The sequence below is a fragment of the Paracoccus stylophorae genome, from assembly GCF_028553765.1.
Classification (GTDB): domain Bacteria; phylum Pseudomonadota; class Alphaproteobacteria; order Rhodobacterales; family Rhodobacteraceae; genus Paracoccus; species Paracoccus stylophorae.
Genome location: NZ_CP067134.1, coordinates 3,422,814 through 3,441,964, shown reverse-complemented (window position 1 = coordinate 3,441,964; position 19,151 = coordinate 3,422,814). Strand labels below are relative to the sequence as shown.

The 19,151-nt window shown below is 65.6% G+C and carries 15 protein-coding genes; 10 read left to right on the top strand and 5 right to left on the bottom strand.

Features of this window, described 5'->3' with window-relative positions:
• Positions 1–45: 45 nt before the first annotated feature.
• From JHW45_RS17055 to JHW45_RS17040, 4 genes are all read left to right on the top strand, one after another.
• Entirely contained in the window at positions 46–1,317 is a 1,272-nt protein-coding gene (locus JHW45_RS17055) for a sulfite oxidase (RefSeq protein WP_272858775.1), read from the top strand.
• 59 nt (positions 1,318–1,376) lie between these two features.
• Positions 1,377–1,769, top strand: a complete 393-nt coding sequence (locus JHW45_RS17050; RefSeq protein ID WP_272858774.1) for a cytochrome C-552 — start codon at positions 1,377–1,379, stop codon at positions 1,767–1,769.
• 227 nt (positions 1,770–1,996) lie between these two features.
• Positions 1,997–5,185: a glycosyltransferase gene (locus JHW45_RS17045; RefSeq protein ID WP_272858773.1), complete on the top strand. Its 3,189-nt coding sequence runs from the start codon at positions 1,997–1,999 to the stop codon at positions 5,183–5,185.
• A gap of 52 nt (positions 5,186–5,237) precedes the next feature.
• Positions 5,238–5,855 (top strand): hypothetical protein, encoded by a 618-nt coding sequence (locus tag JHW45_RS17040; protein ID WP_272858772.1) that lies wholly within the window; start codon positions 5,238–5,240, stop codon positions 5,853–5,855.
• Positions 5,856–5,883: 28 nt separating this feature from the next.
• On the opposite strand, the gene JHW45_RS17035 is transcribed toward JHW45_RS17040, so the two are convergent.
• Genes JHW45_RS17035 through JHW45_RS17025 form a run of 3 tightly spaced genes read right to left on the bottom strand, consistent with a single transcriptional unit; the run spans position 5,884 to position 8,615 of the window.
• Positions 5,884–7,014, bottom strand: a complete 1,131-nt coding sequence (locus JHW45_RS17035; protein ID WP_272858771.1) for a glycosyltransferase family 2 protein — start codon at positions 7,012–7,014, stop codon at positions 5,884–5,886.
• Complete coding sequence (locus JHW45_RS17030) at positions 7,015–8,040, bottom strand: glycosyltransferase family 2 protein (RefSeq protein WP_272858770.1); 1,026 nt, start codon at positions 8,038–8,040, stop codon at positions 7,015–7,017. It abuts the gene before it with no gap.
• Positions 8,037–8,615 (bottom strand): hypothetical protein, encoded by a 579-nt coding sequence (locus tag JHW45_RS17025; protein WP_272858769.1) that lies wholly within the window; start codon positions 8,613–8,615, stop codon positions 8,037–8,039. The genes JHW45_RS17030 and JHW45_RS17025 overlap by 4 nt, the downstream gene beginning before the upstream one ends.
• A gap of 255 nt (positions 8,616–8,870) precedes the next feature.
• Between JHW45_RS17025 and JHW45_RS17020 the strand changes: the two genes are divergently transcribed.
• Complete coding sequence (locus JHW45_RS17020) at positions 8,871–11,060, top strand: coiled-coil domain-containing protein (protein WP_272858768.1); 2,190 nt, start codon at positions 8,871–8,873, stop codon at positions 11,058–11,060.
• Positions 11,061–11,190: 130 nt separating this feature from the next.
• Positions 11,191–12,366 carry a nucleotide sugar dehydrogenase gene (locus JHW45_RS17015; protein WP_272858767.1) on the top strand — a complete coding sequence of 392 codons (1,176 nt, stop codon included), beginning with the start codon at positions 11,191–11,193 and terminating at the stop codon, positions 12,364–12,366.
• Between the two features lie 54 nt (positions 12,367–12,420).
• Here JHW45_RS17015 and JHW45_RS17010 read toward each other — a convergent pair whose 3' ends face one another.
• The gene (locus tag JHW45_RS17010; protein WP_272858766.1) at positions 12,421–14,406 is read right to left on the bottom strand and encodes a TonB-dependent receptor domain-containing protein; all 1,986 of its coding nucleotides are present in this window, start codon (positions 14,404–14,406) and stop codon (positions 12,421–12,423) included.
• A 175-nt stretch (positions 14,407–14,581) separates the two neighbouring features.
• On the opposite strand from JHW45_RS17010, the gene JHW45_RS17005 reads away from it, so the two are divergent.
• The 4 genes from JHW45_RS17005 to JHW45_RS16990 are packed head-to-tail and all read left to right on the top strand — an operon-like array spanning position 14,582 to position 18,348.
• Positions 14,582–15,604 (top strand): hemin-degrading factor, encoded by a 1,023-nt coding sequence (locus JHW45_RS17005; protein ID WP_272858765.1) that lies wholly within the window; start codon positions 14,582–14,584, stop codon positions 15,602–15,604.
• Positions 15,601–16,509 (top strand): heme/hemin ABC transporter substrate-binding protein, encoded by a 909-nt coding sequence (locus JHW45_RS17000; RefSeq protein WP_272858764.1) that lies wholly within the window; start codon positions 15,601–15,603, stop codon positions 16,507–16,509. Before JHW45_RS17005 ends, JHW45_RS17000 begins: the two co-directional genes overlap by 4 nt.
• On the top strand, positions 16,496–17,566 hold the full coding sequence (locus tag JHW45_RS16995) for a FecCD family ABC transporter permease (RefSeq protein WP_272858763.1): 1,071 nt from the start codon (positions 16,496–16,498) through the stop codon (positions 17,564–17,566). Before JHW45_RS17000 ends, JHW45_RS16995 begins: the two co-directional genes overlap by 14 nt.
• Complete coding sequence (locus JHW45_RS16990) at positions 17,563–18,348, top strand: heme ABC transporter ATP-binding protein (protein ID WP_272858762.1); 786 nt, start codon at positions 17,563–17,565, stop codon at positions 18,346–18,348. The genes JHW45_RS16995 and JHW45_RS16990 overlap by 4 nt, the downstream gene beginning before the upstream one ends.
• A 20-nt stretch (positions 18,349–18,368) precedes the next feature.
• On the opposite strand, the gene JHW45_RS16985 is transcribed toward JHW45_RS16990, so the two are convergent.
• Positions 18,369–19,022: a GntR family transcriptional regulator gene (locus JHW45_RS16985; protein WP_272858761.1), complete on the bottom strand. Its 654-nt coding sequence runs from the start codon at positions 19,020–19,022 to the stop codon at positions 18,369–18,371.
• Positions 19,023–19,151 lie beyond the last annotated feature (129 nt).

Sequence of the window (19,151 nt, the reverse complement as noted above, 5' to 3'; positions counted from 1 at the left end):
TGGTTCGGCTAGGCTGAACGGCAAGCTAGGGGAGGTAGCCGAACCATGACCAAACGCATTTCCGGGGACGCCGCGGCCGAAACCGCCACCGCCACCGCCGACGCACCGTCGCGGCGGTCGTTCATGAAGACCACCGGGCTGACGGCGCTGGGCGCCTATGTCGGCATGAAGATCCCGTTCGAGGGCAACCTGATGGCGGTGGCCCAGGGCATGAGCGAGGAAGACATCATGTCCGGCAAGTCCGGCCTGATCCTGCTGGGCGACAATCCCATCAACGCCGAAACGCCCGCCCATCTGCTGGACGACGAGGTGACGCCCTACGAACATTTCTTCGTGCGCAACAACGGCCATGTCCCGGATACCGCGCTGGAGATGAACGCCGAGGGCTGGACCCTGACCATCGACGGCGAGGTCGAGACGCCGCTGGAACTGACCCTTGACGATCTGAAAGAGAAATTCGAGGTCGTCACCATGCGTCTGGTCATCGAATGCGGCGGCAACGGGCGCGCCTATTTCGTGCCCGGCGCGTCGGGCAACCAGTGGACGACCGGCGCAGTCGGCTGCGCGGACTGGACCGGCGTGCGCCTGGCCGACGTGCTGAATGAAGCGGGCATCAAGGACAGCGCCGTCTATACCGCCCATTACAGCAACGACCCGCATCTGTCGTTCGACCCCGACAAGGACGCCATCTCGCGCGGGGTGCCGATCGAGAAGGCCTTGGCCGAGGGCGGAATGATCGCCTGGGAAATGAACGGCGAGCCGATCCCGGCGGTGCACGGCTTCCCGCTGCGCGTCATCAATCCGGGTTATCCCGGCTCGGTCTCGCAGAAATTCCTGACCCGGATCTGGGTGCGCGATCAGGTGCATGACGGCGCCAAGATGACCGGCTATTCCTATCGCCTGCCGGCCTATCCGGTGGCCCCCGGCACCGAGGTGCCCGAGGAGGATATGGAGATCATGACCGAGATGCCGGTCAAATCCCTGATCACCTTTCCGCAGACCGGCAGCGAAACCCCCGCCGGCCAGGCCAGCGAGGTGCGCGGACACGCCTGGTCGGGCAATGGGGATGTCGCCTCGGTCGATGTCTCGATCGATTTCGGCCAGACATGGATCCCCGCGCAGCTGGACCCGCCGAAGAACAAGTTCGCCTGGCAACGGTTCCGCGCCGACGTCACCCTGCCCGAGGCGGGATATTACGAGGTCTGGGCCCGCGCGACCGACATGAACGGCGTGTCCCAGCCCCCCGTCGTTCCGGGCTGGAACCCGCGCGGCTATGGCAACAACATGCAGCATCGCATCGCCCTGATTGCGACCTGATCCCTGCACCGGAACCGGGTCACGCGCCCGGTTTCGCGCATCAGCCGAAAGAAGCCCCCATGACCAAGACGTCGTTGATTCTGCGTGCTGCCGTCTGTGCATCCGTCCTGTGTGCGGCAACGGCCGCGACCGCGCAGCAGGACTATGATCCGATGCGCGCGGCCCCCAACCCGCTGGCCCCCGCCGGCGCCGCCCCGACGCCGGACGCCCCTGCGGCCGAGCTGGACCCCGAGCTGGGCAACCTGCCCAAGGGTCCGGGCGCCGAGGAAACCTATTACCAGTGCATCGCCTGCCATTCGACCGCGATCATCCGCCAGCAACGCCTGACCGATGAGCGGTGGGACTATGTCTGGGACTGGATGGTCGAGGATCAGGGCATGTTCGAGCCGGATGACGAAACCAGGGACCTGATCCTGACCTATCTGAAAACGCATTTCTCGTCCGAGCGATAGGGCAGCGGGGCGGAGAGCCGCCACGCGCCCGCGCATCCGACGCCCGGCCGGTGAGGCTGGCAATCGGCCGTCGTGAAAGCCGCCCCCCGAAATCACACGGATCAGCGCGCGTCCGCCGCGTCTTGACACTTGCCGCCGGAATTGCGAACCGACGCCGGGGCCAGCCCCACATCTCAAGGTTGTTGTCAGGCGATGTTGCCCAGGCACAAGTTACGGAGCCATGTGTCATGGATGCGCATGTAAAGCCCATTTCCGCCCTTAAGCGTTCGAAGCAGGTGCACAGCAACTGGTATCGGCAGCAATACCCCGATGTGGCCCAGCTGGGGATGGACCCGGCCGAGCATTACCTGAAATACGGCGCCGCGATGGGGCGCAACCCCGGCAAGAATTTCGACACCCGGTTCTATCTTCAGACCTATCCCGACGTCGCCGAGGCGGGCATGAACCCGCTGCTGCACTATGCCCTGCTGGGCGAGCAGAAGGGATATGCCCGCCGGCCCGCCGATGCGGACGCCTCGCGCGCGGCCAGGGCGCGGATCGAGGCGATCCGGACCAAGCTGCTGAGCCTGGGCTTCACCGATCAGCCGCTGGCCGAGCTGGATGAGATCATGCGCCGCAGCGACGATCCCTCCGCCCGCGCGATGGCGGCGCGGGAACTGGCGCTGTGGCACATGCGGCAGAAGACCGATGCCGATTACCGCATCGCGCTGACCCATATCGCCACGGCGCGCAAGACTGCGCCGGACATGGATTTCCGCAGCCGGCTGACGGTGGCCGAACTGCTGTGCCACCATTTCCTTGGCCAGACCGAACAGGGGCACGCCGCCTATGACCGCGCCGCCCTGTCCGGAGAGGTGACGCCGGATGTCACGCTGGCCTGGACGAATTTCCAGACCACGCCGGGATTGCGCCTTGTCTGCATCAACCAGGTGCTGCGCCACTATGACATTCCGCCGGTGCGCCTGCTGGACGATCCCGACCTGCCGCTTTACGACCGCCTGACCGCGGCCCAGCCCTTGCCTGCGGTCGCGGACGGCCCGAAAGTGACGGTGCTGATCGCCGCCTACGAGGCGGCCGGGATGCTGCCGACGGCCCTGCGGTCCCTGCAGGAACAGACCTGGAAGAACCTCGAGATCATCGTGATCGACGACTGCTCGCCCAGCCCCGGCACGGCCGAGGTGACGCAACGCTTCGCAGCCCGGGACCCGCGCATCCGCCTGATCCGGATGCAGCAGAACGGCGGCGCCTATGTCGCGCGCAACCGCGGGCTGGACGAGGCGACCGGAGAGTTCGTGACCATCCACGACGCCGACGACTGGTCGCACCCGCTGAAGATCGAGACGCAGGTGCGGTTCATGGAACAGCATCCCGAGGTGATGGGGTGCACGTCCGAACAGGCTCGGTGCCGGGGGGATCTGAGCTTCACGCGCTGGACCGGGCGCGGGTCGTTCCTTATCCTCAACGTATCGTCCTTCCTGTGGCGCCGTGCGCCGGTTCGCGAGGCTCTGGGATATTGGGACACCGTCCGCTTTGCCGCCGACAGCGAATTCATCCGCAGGATCGAGAAGATATTCGGCCATAATTCGGTTCGTCGGCTGGTCACCGGTCCGCTTTCCTTCCAGCGTGATTCCGACTCCTCTGCTATCGCCGATGAGTTTCTGGGAATGAACGGGTTCTATTTCGGTGCGCGAAAGGAATATTTCGATGCGCAGCGTTTTCATCACAAGAACGCGCAATCGCTGAAATACGATAATGATCCTGACGCACGGCCGTTTCCGGCACCTGCGATGATGCGGTCTGACCGGAAGAACGCGTTGAAAGATCGCAGATTCGATGTGATCTTCGCAGGCGATTTCCGGGAAGGGGCACCGATGGTCGAGGAGACTGTTGCGGAAATCAGGAAACTTAAAGCTGACGGCCGCAAAATCGGCATCGTTGAGGTGCCGGATTACACAAGCCCGAATGAAGAAGGTTCAAACCGTCTGTCCGACGATCTTCGCGCGGAGGTCGATGGGGAAGCGGTTTCGGTCCCTGCTTACGGTGAAGATATTAGCTCGACTGTTCTTATCTTTCCCGATGCTTCGGTACTGCAGCATCGCCAGCGTTACATTCCAAACGTGGACGCGAAACAGATCAAGGTGATCGTCAATCAACCTCCGATGAGCGATTATACCGCAGAGGGTGTGGTGCGCTACAGGCTGGCGGATTGTGCCGAGAATATCGGCCATTATTTCGGAAAGAATGCCACATGGCATCCGATCAGCCCTATGGTGCGCGACGCGCTGCACACCCAACATGCCGACGAACTGCACCATATCGACCTTTCGAGCGATGATTGGCACAACATCATCGACATCAAGGGCTGGGACCGTGGTCCGCGCCGGCGCGAACTTTCTTATCAATTTGGCATCGTGCGACAAGACGAGGCGCCGTTATCAATCGAAGAAAAAGAAATTGCAGCGGCTATTCAACATACGCCGCGCACGTTAGAGCAGGATTCGCCTTCCTCAACTACCGAGACGCCTAATCGAGAGATGCCAGCCGCACCGGCGAATGGGCCGAAGAAGCGATCTCACGTAAAGCCGCTACAGGTCCTGGGACTTATTAGGTTTAGTCTGTTAACGCGAAATGCAGGTCAGTTCTGGGAGCTTGCTCGGGCGTCGGGTAAGACAAACTTAGAGAATGATCTTTTTGCTGATATTCGGTTGGATAGGAGATTTTCTTTATTCGAGTCTGTCGTGCTTCCAAGCCTCGATAAGCAAACAGCAGGTGATTTTAAAGTAGTGTTAATGACCTCTGACCGTATGCCGAGTAAATACTTATCAAGATTAGAGGCTATTGCGGAAAGCAGATCTTATCTCCACGTACAAAAATTTGGCGCTGAATGTACAGTGCCTGAAGCCGCTGTTACGGCTGTGTCAGAGGTCGCGCTCCGAAATACTCCACTAGTCACCTTTCGTCTTGATGACGACGATGCTCTTTCCCATGACTTCATCCAACGGATAAGTGAGACAGCTTTAGATTCACCTGATAGGGAATTTCTCACATGTCCGAGAGGAATCTATGTTATGGCCAAGCAGAAGGAGTTTCGTGTCGGCAAAGCTCTTTATCCAATGATCGGGATCGGTTTAGCAAGATTTACACTGCAGTGGGACGGAAAAACTATCTTTTCTGCGGGGAATCACTTCCGGATTAGGAAGAATGATGTGCATTCAATTGACGATGGCAGGCCTTACTGGATCAGGTCTGTTTATGGTGACTCCGATAGCCAGATTGCGAGAGATGCATTCGCGAAGCATGTGAAAAAGGAGGACGTGCGTAAGCTGGGCGTTACCGAGATGCAGGATCTTCTGAAGGACCGTTTTCCCGGTATTTCAGCGCAGCGACTTCACGCCGCACTTTCCAGCGATGACTAGGGGATAGCGTGTTCAAGCAGTTTTGTCGGCGTTGCAGCAAGAAGGTATAGCTGTGGCACACACCCTCACCTTCCCCAAGGCCGAAGCCGCCTACGTGCGTCAGCATTACGAAAACGGACGGGTCATCCTGGAATACGGCTCGGGCGGGTCGACCCGGTTGGCGGCCGAGATGGCGGGCAAATACGTGCTCAGCGTCGAAAGCGATCGGGACTGGGCGATCGGTCTGCAGAACGAGATCGACGCGGCCGCGCTGCCCTCGCCCGCGATCGTGTGGCATGTGGATATCGGCCCGACCGGGGCATGGGGCCGGCCCAGGGACATCAGCGGGCGAGAGCGGTTTCACCTTTATCCGCTGTCCATCTGGGATCAGCCCTTCTTCCGCCACCCCGATGTCATCCTGATCGACGGCCGGTTCCGCGCCGCCTGTCTTGCCACCGCCTGCCTGCGGATCACGCGGCCGGTGACGGTCCTGTTCGACGATTACGTGGACCGGCCCAAATACCACGTCGTCGAACGCTTTGCCCGGCCCACCGAGACGGTCGGGCGGATGGCCGTCTTTCACCTGTCGCCCGATGCGGTGGACAAGGCGGATCTGACGCTGATGATCGGGCTGTTCTCGCAGGCGACGTTTTCGGGCAAGCGGACCGATTACCGGCGTCAGCCGGCCTGACACGGGCCAGCCGCGGCGACAGCCACGCTCAGCGAGGCGCGGCGCGCTGCAACGCTTCGAAGCTGCGGGTCAGGGCCAGCGCGCGGACCCGGTCGCGTGTGTCGCCGCTGTCGGTTTCCAGCCGCGTCAGCCGGTCGCGCAGCGCCGCCAGCTCGTCGTGCAGCAGGGCGCGGTCCCAGGCATCCACCTGTTCCCAGACATCGCCCTGCCGCAGACGCTGCGCCACCGGCCAGACCGGCGCGGTGCCGAAGCTGGTGCCGATCTGCGCCCAGGTTTTGTCGTCGATCCGCGCCAGCGCCTGCGCGGCGGCGCGCGCATAGGGGTAATGGGCCGCCCGCGCCAGACGCCGCACATGCCAGGCCATGTTCGTCAGCAGCCATTCCCCCGCCGCCCGCCGAAAGCGACGATCCCTGCGCGGCAGCATGTGCAGGATGGTGTCGAAATGGGTGAAGAAGGCCACCAGTTCGGTCCCGGTCGAGGCCATGGTCTGCTGCGGCCGGTTCACGCGGTGATGGCTGGTGATGACGTCGATGAACCCGATCCGTTCGGCGGCAAGGCAGACCTGCCAGTGAAACGGGTTGTCCTCGAAAAAGAAATCGCCCTCGGGGAAACGCAGGGCGTGGCGGCGCAGGAAGTCGCGGCGATAGAATTTGCGCCACGGCACCGCGATGAACGGCAAGGCCTGCAATCGCCGTTCGGTCAGGTCGCGCGCGGGTTCCAGCCGCGCCCACAGGTCGAAATCGGCCGGGTGACGCGCGGTCTGCGTGGCCATGTCGAATTCGAGATAGTTGGTCAGCGCGATATCGTCGCCGGCGGCCTGCCATTGCGCCCGCGCACGGCGGAATCCGGCCCCGTCGATCCAGTCGTCGCCGTCCACGAAGAAGATCGTGTCCCGGTCCGCGTGATCCATGCCGATATTCGCGCCGATGCCCACGCCGCCGATGGTGTTCGCGCCCAGAAACACCGGCGTCACCCCGACCCCCGGCGCCACGATGCCGCGCGCCAGCCTGTCCTGCACGATGCGGACGGTGTCGTCGTCGGAGCCGTCATCGACCAGCACCAGCTGGTCGCCCGCTTGCGCGACCGCCGCCACGCTGTCCAGACATCGGGCGATGTAGGGCGCGACGTTATGGCTGGTGACGATGAAGCTGACGGTCATTCAGACGCTCTCCTGCATCAGGAAGCGGATCATGTGTTCGGCCTGATCGGGGTGATCCATGGCGAACAGGGCGAATTCGTCGGGCGTGAATTGCAGATAGATGGCCTTGGTCAGGTCGCGAAAGCGGGGGATCAGCGACGGCTCGATCAGGTTCAGGTTCCAGCGGCAGATATTGTCGGCAAAGCGCAGGAAGTTCTGCATCAGCCGCGGCTCGGCCCGCGCCGCGCGCAGGGCGGGCAGAAGTTCGGACAGGATCGGGAACAGGCACAGCCGTTCTTCGCCGTTGCGCGTCGTCAGATGATGATCGCGGTGCCCGACCACATGCGTCGCGCCAGCCGCCCGCACCGCCTGAACCCGCCGTGCATGGGCGAAGCCAAGCCAGTGCAGGCGGATGTCGTTGTGCACCGGGCTTTCCGAACAGGCGATGTCGTGGCGGCGCAGGAAATCGGTCCGGTAGATCTTGTTCCACGGATAGGCGCTGATCATGGCCAGTTTCAGCTGCGCGTCGCGATCCAGCATGGCATGCGGCGCGCAGCCCAGGGCGTCGGTCCAGATCGCCTCTTCGGTGGGAAAGGACCCGCCGCCGTCGACCCGCGTGTCGTGGTGACGGAAGATGGTGAAATCCGGCGCCCCCTGCGGATGGTCGCGATGCAGTCGCCAGATCCGCGTGAAATCGGCCGAAAGCCGGTCATCGGCATCGAAGAACAGCACATGATCCGCGGTGACGCTGGCCAGACCCAGATTGCGCGCATGACCGGCACCGCCGCGGACGCCCGGGCGCAGCGCGACCAGATCGGCGTTCAGACGCGCCGCGTCGTAACCCAGTGCGGCGGGATCGCAGGGCGGATCGGACGCGTCGTCCACCACGATCACCTGCTCGAAGACACCCAGATCGGCCACCTGATCCAGCAGCGCGCCCAGATCCTGCGGCAGGTTCCAGACCGGAATGACGATGGCCAGCGTCCCGAAGCCCGCCTTGGTCGGCTCCTGTCCGTCGCGTTGCGGCGCGTCTTTCGGCACCGTCATACGACGAAAAAGCGCAGGTCCAGCACCTCAAGCTCGACCGCAGAGGTGCGCAGGAACAGGATCAGATCGCGCCAGTCCGCGCGGCGGGGCAGATCCATGGCGGTGGTCAGGTCGATGGCGTCAAGATGGGTGCTGTCCTGCGCATGGGACACAAGCGTCTTGCCCAGGAAATGATCGACGAAACTGTCCGACCGGCCCGACCGCAGACAGATGCGGGTGGTCACGGCCTGCTTTGCGCGGCTGCGGACGACCACGCCGACCACACCGGCCCCTGACAGGTCCAGCGGCCCCAACGCCAGATGCAGCGCCTGCCAGCGCGGTTCGGTCGCGCGGCGCGGCTTGATGCTGAACGAGATGATGCAACCCGGCCGGCTGTCGAACCTGCCCGCCACCTCGGCCTGGGGATCGACCGAGAAATGGACACCCTCGATGACCGGCGTGCTGCCGCTTTGGATCGCGCCCCGCCCCTCGAACGCCTTCAGGCGCGTCAGAAGAAACCGCCCCTGCGCGTCCGGCCCCAGAAAGAGGTTGTTGGCCATGTCGGACCCTTCGCTCCGTTCCTGCGTCACGGTCATCCCTTGCCCATTCGCGTCGCTGTATCGCCGAGGCGTGACGCGGTGTCCAGTCTTGCGCTTGCAGCGGATTGTGTCATAGCACGACCGGAATCGGCGGCGCCGCCTCAACCGCAGGCGGTGTCGCAGAAACGCAACTAGACGTTGAGATTTGGTTTGCAATGCCGTTTCATCGCCGGATACAAGCTGTCGCGATCAAGGTCCGTTCGCCAGATGCGTTCGCGTCCGTCACGACCAGCCGATCAGGATTTCAGAGCCATGACCTTTTCCCGCGCCATCGGTCAAACGGAAAATTCTTCCAATGTCACGGGCGAAAACGCCCTGTCGCTGCCCAACCGCGAACTTTTCTGGAAAGTGCGGTTCTTGCAGCAATCGGGCTTTGCCGAACATCTGCCCTTCCTCTTCTGGTTGATGTCGGAATTGCAGCCCCAGCTTGCCGTCACCACCGGTGTCGACAGCGGCGTGGCCCATTTCGCCACCTGCCAGACCGCCGACAAGCTGGGGCTGGACACGGCCTGCCACGGTTTCGGCCAATGGTCCGGTGACAAGGACGGCGACGGCGTCCCGGAGGCTTTGACCGATTACGGGTTCGAGAATTACGAGGAAATCTCGTTTCTGCACAACGACACGCTGTCGGGCGCGGCCGAGCAGTTCAGCGAGGCTTCGGTCGATCTGCTGAACGTGGGCGAGGCGCTGAGCGAAGAGGTTCTGGACACGGTCGAGCGTAAATGGATGTCGCGCCTGTCCGAACAGGGCGTGATACTTTTGCGCGACGTCCGCCAGGGTTCGGGCAAGAAGGACACCCGCAAGCGTCTGGCGGCGCTGCGGCAGGCGCATCCGCATTTCGAATTCGACCACGGCGGCGGGTTGCTGATGCTGCTGGTCGGCGACAAGGTCAATGACAGGTTGCAGCATCTGGCCCGCGCCTCGCGCCGGTCGCCCGGGTATCGCAACGTGCAGAACATGTTCCGCCGTCTGGGTGCCTATTACGGCAAGGAACTGACCGCGCGGGACGCATCGCAGCGCAGCAAAACCGCCACGGCCGCAACCCGCAAGGCCGAGGCCGAGGTCGAGACGCTGCAAAAACGCCTGGCCGAGTTGGAGGCCGCGTACGACACGCGCCACAAGATGGTCGCGACGCTTCAGGCGCGGTTGCACGACGAACAAGAGCGGCTTGAAACCGCCCTGGCCCAGCAGGAGCACGCGCAGCGGGCCGAGCATGAGGAGCGGATCGCATCGCTTGAGTGCGACCTGCAACAGGCTCGCGCCGCGAAAGAGGCGGCGGAAGCCGCGCTGGCCCGCCAGACGGAAAAGACCGACCAGCTGACCCACGCCGCGACGGAACAGAAGGCCGAAGACGACCGCCGCCGCGCCGAGGATGCCAGCCGCACCGCCGAGCTTGAGGCGCGCCTGAACGAAATCCGTCAGGCACTTGCAGATCGCGACACCCGCCTTGCCGCCCTGGCCAGTGAAAACGGCGCGCTGGTGCAAGAGCGTGACAGCCTGCAGGCGAACCTGACGTCGCGCGGCGAGGAAAACGCCGATCTTGCGCGCAAGCTTCAGGATCGCGACGACGAAGCGGCAAGGCAGAAGCAGGCGGCAGATGCTGCGCTGGCCGAGAAGGAAAAGGACCTGGCCGATCTGGCCCGCAAGCTGGACGACCAGCAGGCGCGCGAGGACAAGCGGGCTGCCGAGGACGCGGACAGGATCGCGGCCCAAGAGGCGCGACTGGCCGAGATCAGTGAGGCTATGGGCACGCGCGACGCTCGCATCGCCTCGCTCGCGACGGAAAGCGACCGGCTGGTGCAAGAGCGGGACAGGTTGCAGGCGGACATGGACATCCGCTTTACCGAGATCGCGGCGCTGACGCGCCGGCTGGAGGATCAGGAGCGCGAATTTGCGGATCGGAAACAGTCGGCAGATGCCGCGCTGGCGAAGAAACAGGAAGAACTGGCCGACCTCACCAGCGCGGTGAAGGAGCGCGACGACCGCATCGCCGCTATGGCGGCCGAAAGGGATCGGCTGGTTCAGGATCATGACCGCGAAGCGGCTCGGCAGAAGAAGGCCGCGAATGCTGCGTTGGCCGAGAAGGAAAAGGAACTGGCCGATCTGACGCGCCGGCTGGACGAGCAGAAGGCACGCGACAAGAAGCGGGCTGCCGAGGACGCGGGCAAGATCGCGGCGCAGCAGGCGGCTCTGGAAAAGGCCAGCCAAGCGAATGGCGAACGCGATGCGCGGATTGCGGCGCTGGTGGCGGAACAGGGCAGGCTGGTTCAGCGGCGCGACGAGTTGCAGGCGGCGGTGAAGGCGCGTTTCGGTGAAATCGCCGTTCTCACGCAAAGGCTGAAAGAGTGCGAGGCCTATATCGAGGAGGTGCGGGTCAGCACCTCGTGGCGCGTCTCTGCTCCTGTCCGTGTCGTGGGGCGCGTCCTGCGCCGCCGTCGCTGAGGATCACCGCTCGGATCGATCCCTTCCCCTTTTTTACTGCATTTGGCGCGTCGTGCGGCGCATCGGTGCTTTTCCGACTGACCTTGGACAGCGGCTGGCGTGACGGTCGCGAAGACAGGACTTGCTGAAAATGGATTCAAGACAAATTGCCGTGGCCGGGATCGGCTATGTCGGGCTTTCCAATGCCGTGCTGCTGGCCCGGCACAATCGGGTGCGGGCCGTCGATATCGACGCAAAGCGGATCGAGATGCTGAACGCCCGTCAGTGCCCGATCCAGGATGCCGAACTCAGCCGTTATCTGGCCGAGGAGACGCTGGACCTGACCGCGACGACCGATCCGGCCCAGGCGTATGCCGGCGCGGATTTCGTCATCGTCGCCACCCCCACCAATTACGACCCGACGACCAACTATTTCGACACGTCCAGCGTCGAGACGGTGATCGGGGATGTGATGAAACACGCGCCGGATGCGGTCATCGTGGTCAAATCGACGGTGCCGGTGGGCTTCACGCTGGATGTCTCGCAGCGGCTGGGCACGAACCAGGTCATCTTCAGCCCCGAATTCCTGCGCGAGGGGCGGGCGCTTTTCGACAATCTGCATCCCTCGCGGATCGTGGTCGGCGAAAACAGCCCGCGCGGGCGCGAATTCGCCGATCTTCTGGCGGCGGCGGCGCTGGATCGCGACGTGCCCGTGCTGTTGACCGGGCCGACCGAGGCCGAGGCGATCAAGCTGTTCGCGAACACGTTCCTGGCCATGCGCGTCGCCTATTTCAACGAGCTGGACAGCTATGCGATGAGCCATGGCCTGGACAGCCGGCAGGTGATCGAGGGGGTGTGTCTGGACCCGCGGGTGGGCAACCACTACAACAACCCGTCTTTCGGCTATGGCGGCTATTGCCTTCCCAAGGACAGCAAGCAGTTGCTGGCGAATTACCGGAACGTGCCGCAGAACCTGATCGCCGCCATCGTCGATGCGAACCGCACCCGCAAGGACGTCATCGCCGAGGACATCCTTGCGCGCCAGCCCCGCACCGTCGGGATCTATCGGCTGGTGATGAAGGCCGGGTCGGACAATTTCCGCCAAAGCGCCGTGCAGGGCATCATGAAGCGGCTGAAGGCCAAGGGCATCGACATCGTCATCTATGAACCCGCCATGGCGGAAGACAGCTTCTATCAGTCGCCGGTGCTGCGCGATCTGGATGCGTTCCGCTCGCAAGCCGACGTGATCATCGCCAACCGCCTCAGCCCGGATCTGCAGGGCGTGCAGGACAAGGTCTATACCCGCGACCTGTTCGGTCAGGACTGACCCGGCGGGGACGCGCTGCCCGCCTGCCGCAGCGGGCAGACGGGCGTTGCCGGGTCAGAAGCGCCGCGACAGCGACAGCTTGACGTTGCGGCCGGGCGCGGGGCCGGCCAGGTAGGTGGCCGGCACATAGTCGCGATTGGTGACGTTATCGACGCCCAGCTGGACCTCGATTCCCTCCAGCGCGCCCTGTTGCGGCGTCCAGCTGGCAAAGACGTCATGGACGCCAAAGCCCGCGCGGCGATCGCCGTCGGGCTTGTCGCGGCCGGCGGCCAGGATGCTGCGAACGCCCAGCTTCCATGACGGCGTCGCCTGCCATGCCGCCGACAGGACGACGCGGTCGTTGGGCAGCGTGTCCAGGATCGCGCCGTCCTGATCCTCTCCGTCTACCACCGATACCGCCGCGCCGAATTGCCAGTCGCCGGTCAGATAGCTGGCCTCCAACTCGCCCCCGCGCAGATAGGCGCGTTCGATATTGGTATAGCTGGGGCTGGGCGCAGGACGGTTGGTGCGCACGATCATGTCGTCGATATGGTTGCGGAACAGCGTCAGCTTCATCGCGACCTGGTCGTCGTCGCGCAGCACGCCCTGCGCGCTGTAGGACAGCCCGATCTCGATATTCTTGCCCTGTTCGTCCTCAAGCCCGGTCGAGGCCGCGCCGCCGCCAAACCCGTCGTAAAGCTCGTCCACCGTAGGCATCCGGTTGACGAAGGCCACCGACCCGAAGGCCGACCAGCTGTCGGTCAGGCGATACAGCGCCCCGATCTGCGGCTCGACCGATTCCGCATCGACGCGCTGGTCCGAGATGGCGACGCTGCCGCCCGGCTCGGTCCGCTGGCGTTCGTAGCGCAGGCCCGAATTGACCGTCCAGCGGTCCCATTCCAGCTCCGACCAGGCAAAGACGGCGCCCGACCGGGTCAGCGCCTCGGGGTGGGACGAGGACGGGGTGGTGCTGCTGCGGTCCTGCCGGAACGTCTCGGCCCCGACGGTCAGGTAATGGCTGTAGCCCGCGCCCGACAGATCGGCGGTGTTCTGCGCCTTCAGGCGCCACAATTCGTAATCGCGCCGGCCCAGCAAGGTGGGCAGGATCGGTTCGGCCGGGTCGTCGCCCTGACGCACATCCTTCAGCGTGTTGGTGAATGACAGGCTGACCGTCGCATCGACATAGCGGTTATCGGCCGGGTTCCAGCCCCATTCGGCGCGTGCGACCTGATCGCGGGTCAGGATGTCGCCGACGCCCCAGCCTGGAAAGCCCGGAAACAGTCCGACCTGCGCACCTTCAAGCTGGTTGAAATCCTGTTCGTCGCCCTGGGCTTCCAGATGCTGATAGGACAGTTCGACATACTGATCGCCAAAGCTTTTGCGCGCCTTCAGCAACAGGTTCGGCGTGTCCGCGTTCGACCGCACGATTACGTTGTCGTCGCTGTCCGTCGTCTCGCCCAGGCTGCGATAGGCGAAGGCCGCCAGCAGGTCCAGATCGTCGGCGGGCTGCCAGCCCCACATGACGCTGGCCACCGCCGTGTCCGGGTTCGAGGCATAGCCCAGCTTGACCCGGCCGCCGCTGGTCCGGCCCGGCGCGATCAGATCGCCGGCGTCGATGGTTTCCATCGCGATCACGCCGCCAAGCGCGCCCGATCCGTAAAGCGTCGCGGCGCTGGGTCCGCGCAACACCTCGACCCGCTTCAGGAATTCGGGTTCGACGAACAGCGATCCCTGGCGATAGCTTTCATAATATTTCTCTTCGCCGTCGATCAGCTGCACCACCCCCGATTCCGAGGCGGCCGTGCCCGACGATCCGAATCCGCGGATGTTGAAGCCCTGGCCGAAAAAGCTGGACGATCCGACGCCGGCGACGCCCGGCACGGTCTGCAACGCCTCGCCGATGGTGCCGGGTTGCAGCGTCTCCAGCTCCTCGGAATCGACCACGCTGATCGATTGCGGCACTTGCGATGCCACCTTCTCGACCCCGGCGCGCAGGACGATCGGGTCCAGCTGGATCGCCGTCTCCTGCGCCAAGGCCGGCAGCGTGGTGCCGCCCAGCATCAATCCAATCAATGTCAATTTCGTTCGCACGGTGCGTCCCCATTCAGTGTGTGGTCCTGATTTTCTGGCTGGCCCGTGCTGGCGTCTTGCGGTCGCTAAGTGAATTGAGTATTTTCGTCAAGTATCGCGTCCAGCCTCTCGCCAGATGCCAATCCCCGCTGAACAGAGGCTTATCATGAACGACCTGACCCCGGCCCGGCTGCGCGAGCTGAAACGTGGCGCGACCGTCCGCCCCGTCGAACTTGCCGACCAACTGGGCCTGCCCGAAGCGGCGCTGATCGAGGCCGAGCTTGGCCACGGTGCCACAAGGATCGACGCCACCCTGTCGCGGCTGTTTCCCGCCATCGAGACGCTGGGCGAGGTCATGGCCCTGACCCGCAACAGGTCCTGCGTAATCGAAAAGATCGGCCGCTATAGCGAATTTCACGACGGCACCCATGCGGCGATGACGCTGGACCCGGAGATCGACATGCGGATGTTCCCGCGCCACTGGGTGCACGGCTTTGCCGTGGACATTGACGGCCGCCGGTCGATCCAGGTGTTCGACGCCTCGGGCGTCGCCGTGCACAAGGTGCATCTGCGCGAGGGATCTAACCTTGCGGCGTTCGCCGCGCTGACCGCCGATCTGGCGCTGCCCGATCAGGAAAGCCTGTCCGACTATGCCCCGCGCCCCGCGCCCGAAGGCGCACGGATCGCCGAGGATCGGGTGGACACGCTGCGCGAGGAATGGGGGCGCATGACCGACACCCACCAGTTCAACACGCTGGTCCGGCGGCTGAAGATGAACCGGCTGGGCGCCTATCGCGCGGCGGGCGCGCCCTTCGTGCGGCAACTGGCGGTGTCCTCGGTGCCGACCATGTTCCAGACGGTGCGCGACCGCGAGATGCAGGTGATGCTGTTTGTCGGCAATCGGGGCTGCATCGAGATCCATTCCGGGCGGCTTGCAAACCTGCGGCCGATGGGTCCGTGGCTCAACGTGCTGGACGAGCGGTTCAACCTGCATCTGCGCAGCGACCACCTGTCCGAGATCTGGGCCGTGGACAAGCCCACGCGCCGCGGCGCGGCCCTGTCGGTCGAGGCGTTCGATGCCGATGGCGAACTGATCTTCCAGTGTTTCGGCATGCGTCCCGAAAAGGGCGGCGATGCCGATGCCTGGGCCGATCTGGTCGGGTCGCTGCCGGATGCGGGGGACGCATGATCCGGCATCTGCTGCCCGCGCTGCTGTTGACGGCGGCCGCCGCCCAGGCCGATCCGCACCCCGATGCCAGCCGCGTTCTGTCCATCGGCGGCGCGGTGACCGAGATCGTGCATGCGCTGGGCCAGCAGGACCGGCTGATCGCGCGCGACACGACGTCCAGCCATCCGCCCTCGGTGATGCAGTTGCCCGATGTCGGCTATATGCGCGCCCTGTCGGCCGAAGGCGTGCTGTCGACCCGGCCCGACCTGATCCTTGCCGAAGAGGATGCCGGCCCGCCCGAGGTCGTCGAGATTTTGCGCGACGCGGGCATCCCGTTCGAGACGATTCCCGGCGGCACCGATGCCGACGCGCTGGCCGCCCGGATCGAGGCGGTGGCCGATGCGCTGGGCGTGCCGCAGGCGGCGGCGGGTCCGGTGGCCAGCCTGCGCGCCGATCTTGCGGCGGCGGCCGAGGCGACGCAGGGACAGACCCCCGCCCGCGTCATGTTCATCCTGTCGGTGCAGGGCGGGCGCATCATGGCGTCGGGGCGCGGGACCGAGGCCGATGCGATGATCCGCCTTGCCGGCGCGACGAACGCCATCGACGCGTTCGACGGCTACAAGCCCGTCACCGACGAGGCGATCCTTGCCGCCGCGCCCGAGGCGATCCTGATGATGGATCGCGGCGAGGCGACGGCCAGTCACGGCGCGCCGGACGACGAATTGCTGGCGATGCCCGCCCTGCAACCGACGCCCGCCGCGCGGGACGGCCGGGTGATCCGCATGGACGGGCTGTATCTGCTGGGCTTCGGCCCGCGCACCGGGCAGGCGGCCCGCGACCTGCACGAGGCGATCTATGGGCCGGCGGATGACGGGGCAGCGAGTGATAGGCCGGCGAATGACGGGGCGGCGGATGGTCACGGTTGACGCGGGCCACGCCGTGCCGGCAGGCGACCGCAGCCACCGGGGCCGGGCGCTGGCGATCGTGCTGGGTCTGGGTCTGCTGATCGTGGCGGCGCTGGCGCTGGATCACGGCGCGGCGGGCACCCCCGCCTGGGCCGTGCTGCGCGATCTGGCGGCGGGCGCGGGGGTCGAGCCCGCCGACCGGGTGGTGGTGATGCAGATCCGCCTGCCGCGGCTGTTGACCGGGATGTTGGTCGGCGCGTCGCTGGCCGTGTCGGGCGCGGTGATGCAGGGGTTGTTCCGCAACCCGTTGGCCGATCCCGGCCTGCTGGGCGTCAGCGCCGGTGCGGGTCTGGGCGCGATCGCGGCCATCGTGCTGGGCGGGCTGCTGCCGCCCGCGATGGCCGCCGCGGCGGGCTGGCATCTGGTTCCGCTGGCCGCCTTCGCTGGCGGCTGGGTGTCGATGCTGGCGCTTTACGCCGTCGCCACGCGGCAGGGCCAGACATCCATCGCCACCATGCTGCTGGCGGGGATCGCGCTGGCCGCGATGATCGGGGCGCTGTCGGGGCTGATCGTGTTTCGGGCCGATGACGACCAGCTGCGCGATCTGACCTTCTGGGGTCTCGGCTCGCTGGCCGGCAGCAGCTGGCCCAAGCTGGCCGCCGCCGCGCCGCTGATCCTGGCCGGGCTTGCCGCCGCGCCGTTCCTGGCGCGCGGCCTGAACGGGCTGGCCCTGGGCGAGGCGGCGGCCGCCCATGTCGGCATCGACGTGCAGCGGACCAAGACCATCGCCATCCTGTCGGTGGCGGGCGCGACCGGGGCCTCGGTCGCCGTGTCGGGCGGGATCGGCTTTGTCGGCATCGTCGTGCCGCATCTTCTGCGCCTGATCGCCGGTCCCGATCACCGCTGGCTGCTGGTCAACGCGGCGCTGCTGGGGGCCACGGTGCTGATCGGGGCGGACATGATCAGCCGCAGCGTCGTCGCGCCGGCGGAACTGCCCATCGGCATCGTGACCGCCATGGTCGGCGGGCCGTTCTTCATGTGGGTGCTGCTGTCGAACCGCCGGACGCTGGACGGATGAGCCTGGTTGCGCAATCGCTGGATCTGTGGCTGGGCCGCAGACAGATCCTGCACGGCGCGGGACTGGTCGCGCAGGCCGGCCGGGTCACGGCGATCATCGGGCCGAACGGCTCGGGCAAGACCACGCTGCTGCGCGCGCTGACCGGCGATGTGGCCCCGCGATCCGGGCGGATCACGCTGAACGGCACCGACATCGCCACCCGCCTGCCGCACGATCTGGCCGCGCTGCGAGACCTGCCCCAGCACAGCACGCTGTCCTTTCCCTTCACCGCGTCCGAAATCGTGGGCATCGGCCTGTCGACCCGCCCCGTCATCGGCCCCGCCCGCGCCGCCCTGATCTCGGCCGCGCTGGCGCGGGTCGGGCTGCCGGGACGCGGGGGACAGCTGTATCAGCAGATGTCTGGCGGCGAACAGCAGCGGGTGCAACTGGCCCGCGCGCTGGTGCAGGTCTGGCAGCCGGTCACGCCCGACGGCCCGCGCTGGCTGTTCCTGGACGAGCCTGTCAGCAGCCTCGACATCGCCCATCAGCTGACCGTCATGCGGATCGCGGCGGATTACGCGGCGGCGGGCGGCGGCGTCGTCGCGGTGATGCACGATCTGAACCTGACGGCGATGTTTGCCGACCGCGTCGCGCTGATGCAGGGCGGGCGGGTCGTGGCGCAGGGCCGGCCCGAGGCGGTGATGACCGACGACAACCTGTCGCGCGCCTATGGCTGCGATCTGCGGATCAACCGCGCGCCCGACCGGGGCGTGTGGATGCTGCCGCAATCCATCGTCGCGTAAGGCCGCGGCCCCCGCCGCGATCAGACCCGCGCGCCGCCGTGCAGGGCAAGGAAATCGGTGAAACGCTCGCCCTGGATCAGGATATGGGCGCGCTGCGCCTCCTCGGCGGCGGCGGCGTCGCCATCCTCGATGGCCGTGACGATCCGCGCATGTTCGGCCAGCGATTGCGTCATGCGGCGCGGCAGGCGCAGCTGCTGTCGCCGGAACGGTGTCAGCCGCAGATGCAGCAACTCGGCCTGTTCGGCCAGAAACAGGTTCTGCGACCCGGCATAGATGGCGCTGTGAAACCCCTTGTTCGCCGCGTAATAGGCCGACGCATCGCCCGCGCGCGCCGCCGCCGCGCAGCGATCCATCCACAGCCGCAGATTCGAAAACAGCGCCGGCCCGCCCCGCCGTGCGCACAGGCGGGCACAGACGGCCTCCAGCTCGGCCATCACCTCGAACATCTCGACGATGCGCCCGATCGACGGGTTCAGGACCTGCGTGCCGCGACGCGGCTTCAGCTCGACCAGACCCGAGGCCGACAGCCGCTGCAACGCCTCGCGCACCGGCGTGCGCGAGACGCCGAACCGTTCCGCCAGCGCAGGTTCCTCCAGCCGCGTGCCGGGGGGCAGGACGCCTTCGACGATCTCGGTTTCCAGCATTTCGCTGATCTCGTCGGCGGCGCTGGCCATCCTCACCCCCTGCTGCTGTGTGCATAATTATCGCTTGTGTATACACAGAAGTCGAGTCAAACTCGGCCGTGGGAGAGATTGCGGCCGCGCGCGTCGCGGCACAACATGGGCGCCACGACGCGCCGCGGG

Bases quoted from the DNA above. Each gene is read 5' to 3' on its own strand.
- JHW45_RS17050 (WP_272858774.1), top strand. From the start codon at position 1,377: ATGACCAAGACGTCGTTGATTCTGCGTGCTGCCGTCTGTGCATCCGTC.
- JHW45_RS17030 (WP_272858770.1), bottom strand. From the start codon at position 8,040: ATGACGGTGCCGAAAGACGCGCCGCAACGCGACGGACAGGAGCCGACC.
- JHW45_RS17015 (WP_272858767.1), top strand. From the start codon at position 11,191: ATGGATTCAAGACAAATTGCCGTGGCCGGGATCGGCTATGTCGGGCTT.
- JHW45_RS16990 (WP_272858762.1), top strand. From the start codon at position 17,563: ATGAGCCTGGTTGCGCAATCGCTGGATCTGTGGCTGGGCCGCAGACAG.
- JHW45_RS17025 (WP_272858769.1), bottom strand. From the start codon at position 8,615: ATGACCGTGACGCAGGAACGGAGCGAAGGGTCCGACATGGCCAACAAC.
- JHW45_RS17055 (WP_272858775.1), top strand. From the start codon at position 46: ATGACCAAACGCATTTCCGGGGACGCCGCGGCCGAAACCGCCACCGCC.
- JHW45_RS17010 (WP_272858766.1), bottom strand. From the start codon at position 14,406: ATGCTGGGCGGCACCACGCTGCCGGCCTTGGCGCAGGAGACGGCGATC.
- JHW45_RS17020 (WP_272858768.1), top strand. From the start codon at position 8,871: ATGACCTTTTCCCGCGCCATCGGTCAAACGGAAAATTCTTCCAATGTC.
- JHW45_RS16995 (WP_272858763.1), top strand. From the start codon at position 16,496: ATGGTCACGGTTGACGCGGGCCACGCCGTGCCGGCAGGCGACCGCAGC.
- JHW45_RS16985 (WP_272858761.1), bottom strand. From the start codon at position 19,022: ATGGCCAGCGCCGCCGACGAGATCAGCGAAATGCTGGAAACCGAGATC.
- JHW45_RS17000 (WP_272858764.1), top strand. From the start codon at position 15,601: ATGATCCGGCATCTGCTGCCCGCGCTGCTGTTGACGGCGGCCGCCGCC.
- JHW45_RS17005 (WP_272858765.1), top strand. From the start codon at position 14,582: ATGAACGACCTGACCCCGGCCCGGCTGCGCGAGCTGAAACGTGGCGCG.
- JHW45_RS17045 (WP_272858773.1), top strand. From the start codon at position 1,997: ATGGATGCGCATGTAAAGCCCATTTCCGCCCTTAAGCGTTCGAAGCAG.
- JHW45_RS17035 (WP_272858771.1), bottom strand. From the start codon at position 7,014: ATGACCGTCAGCTTCATCGTCACCAGCCATAACGTCGCGCCCTACATC.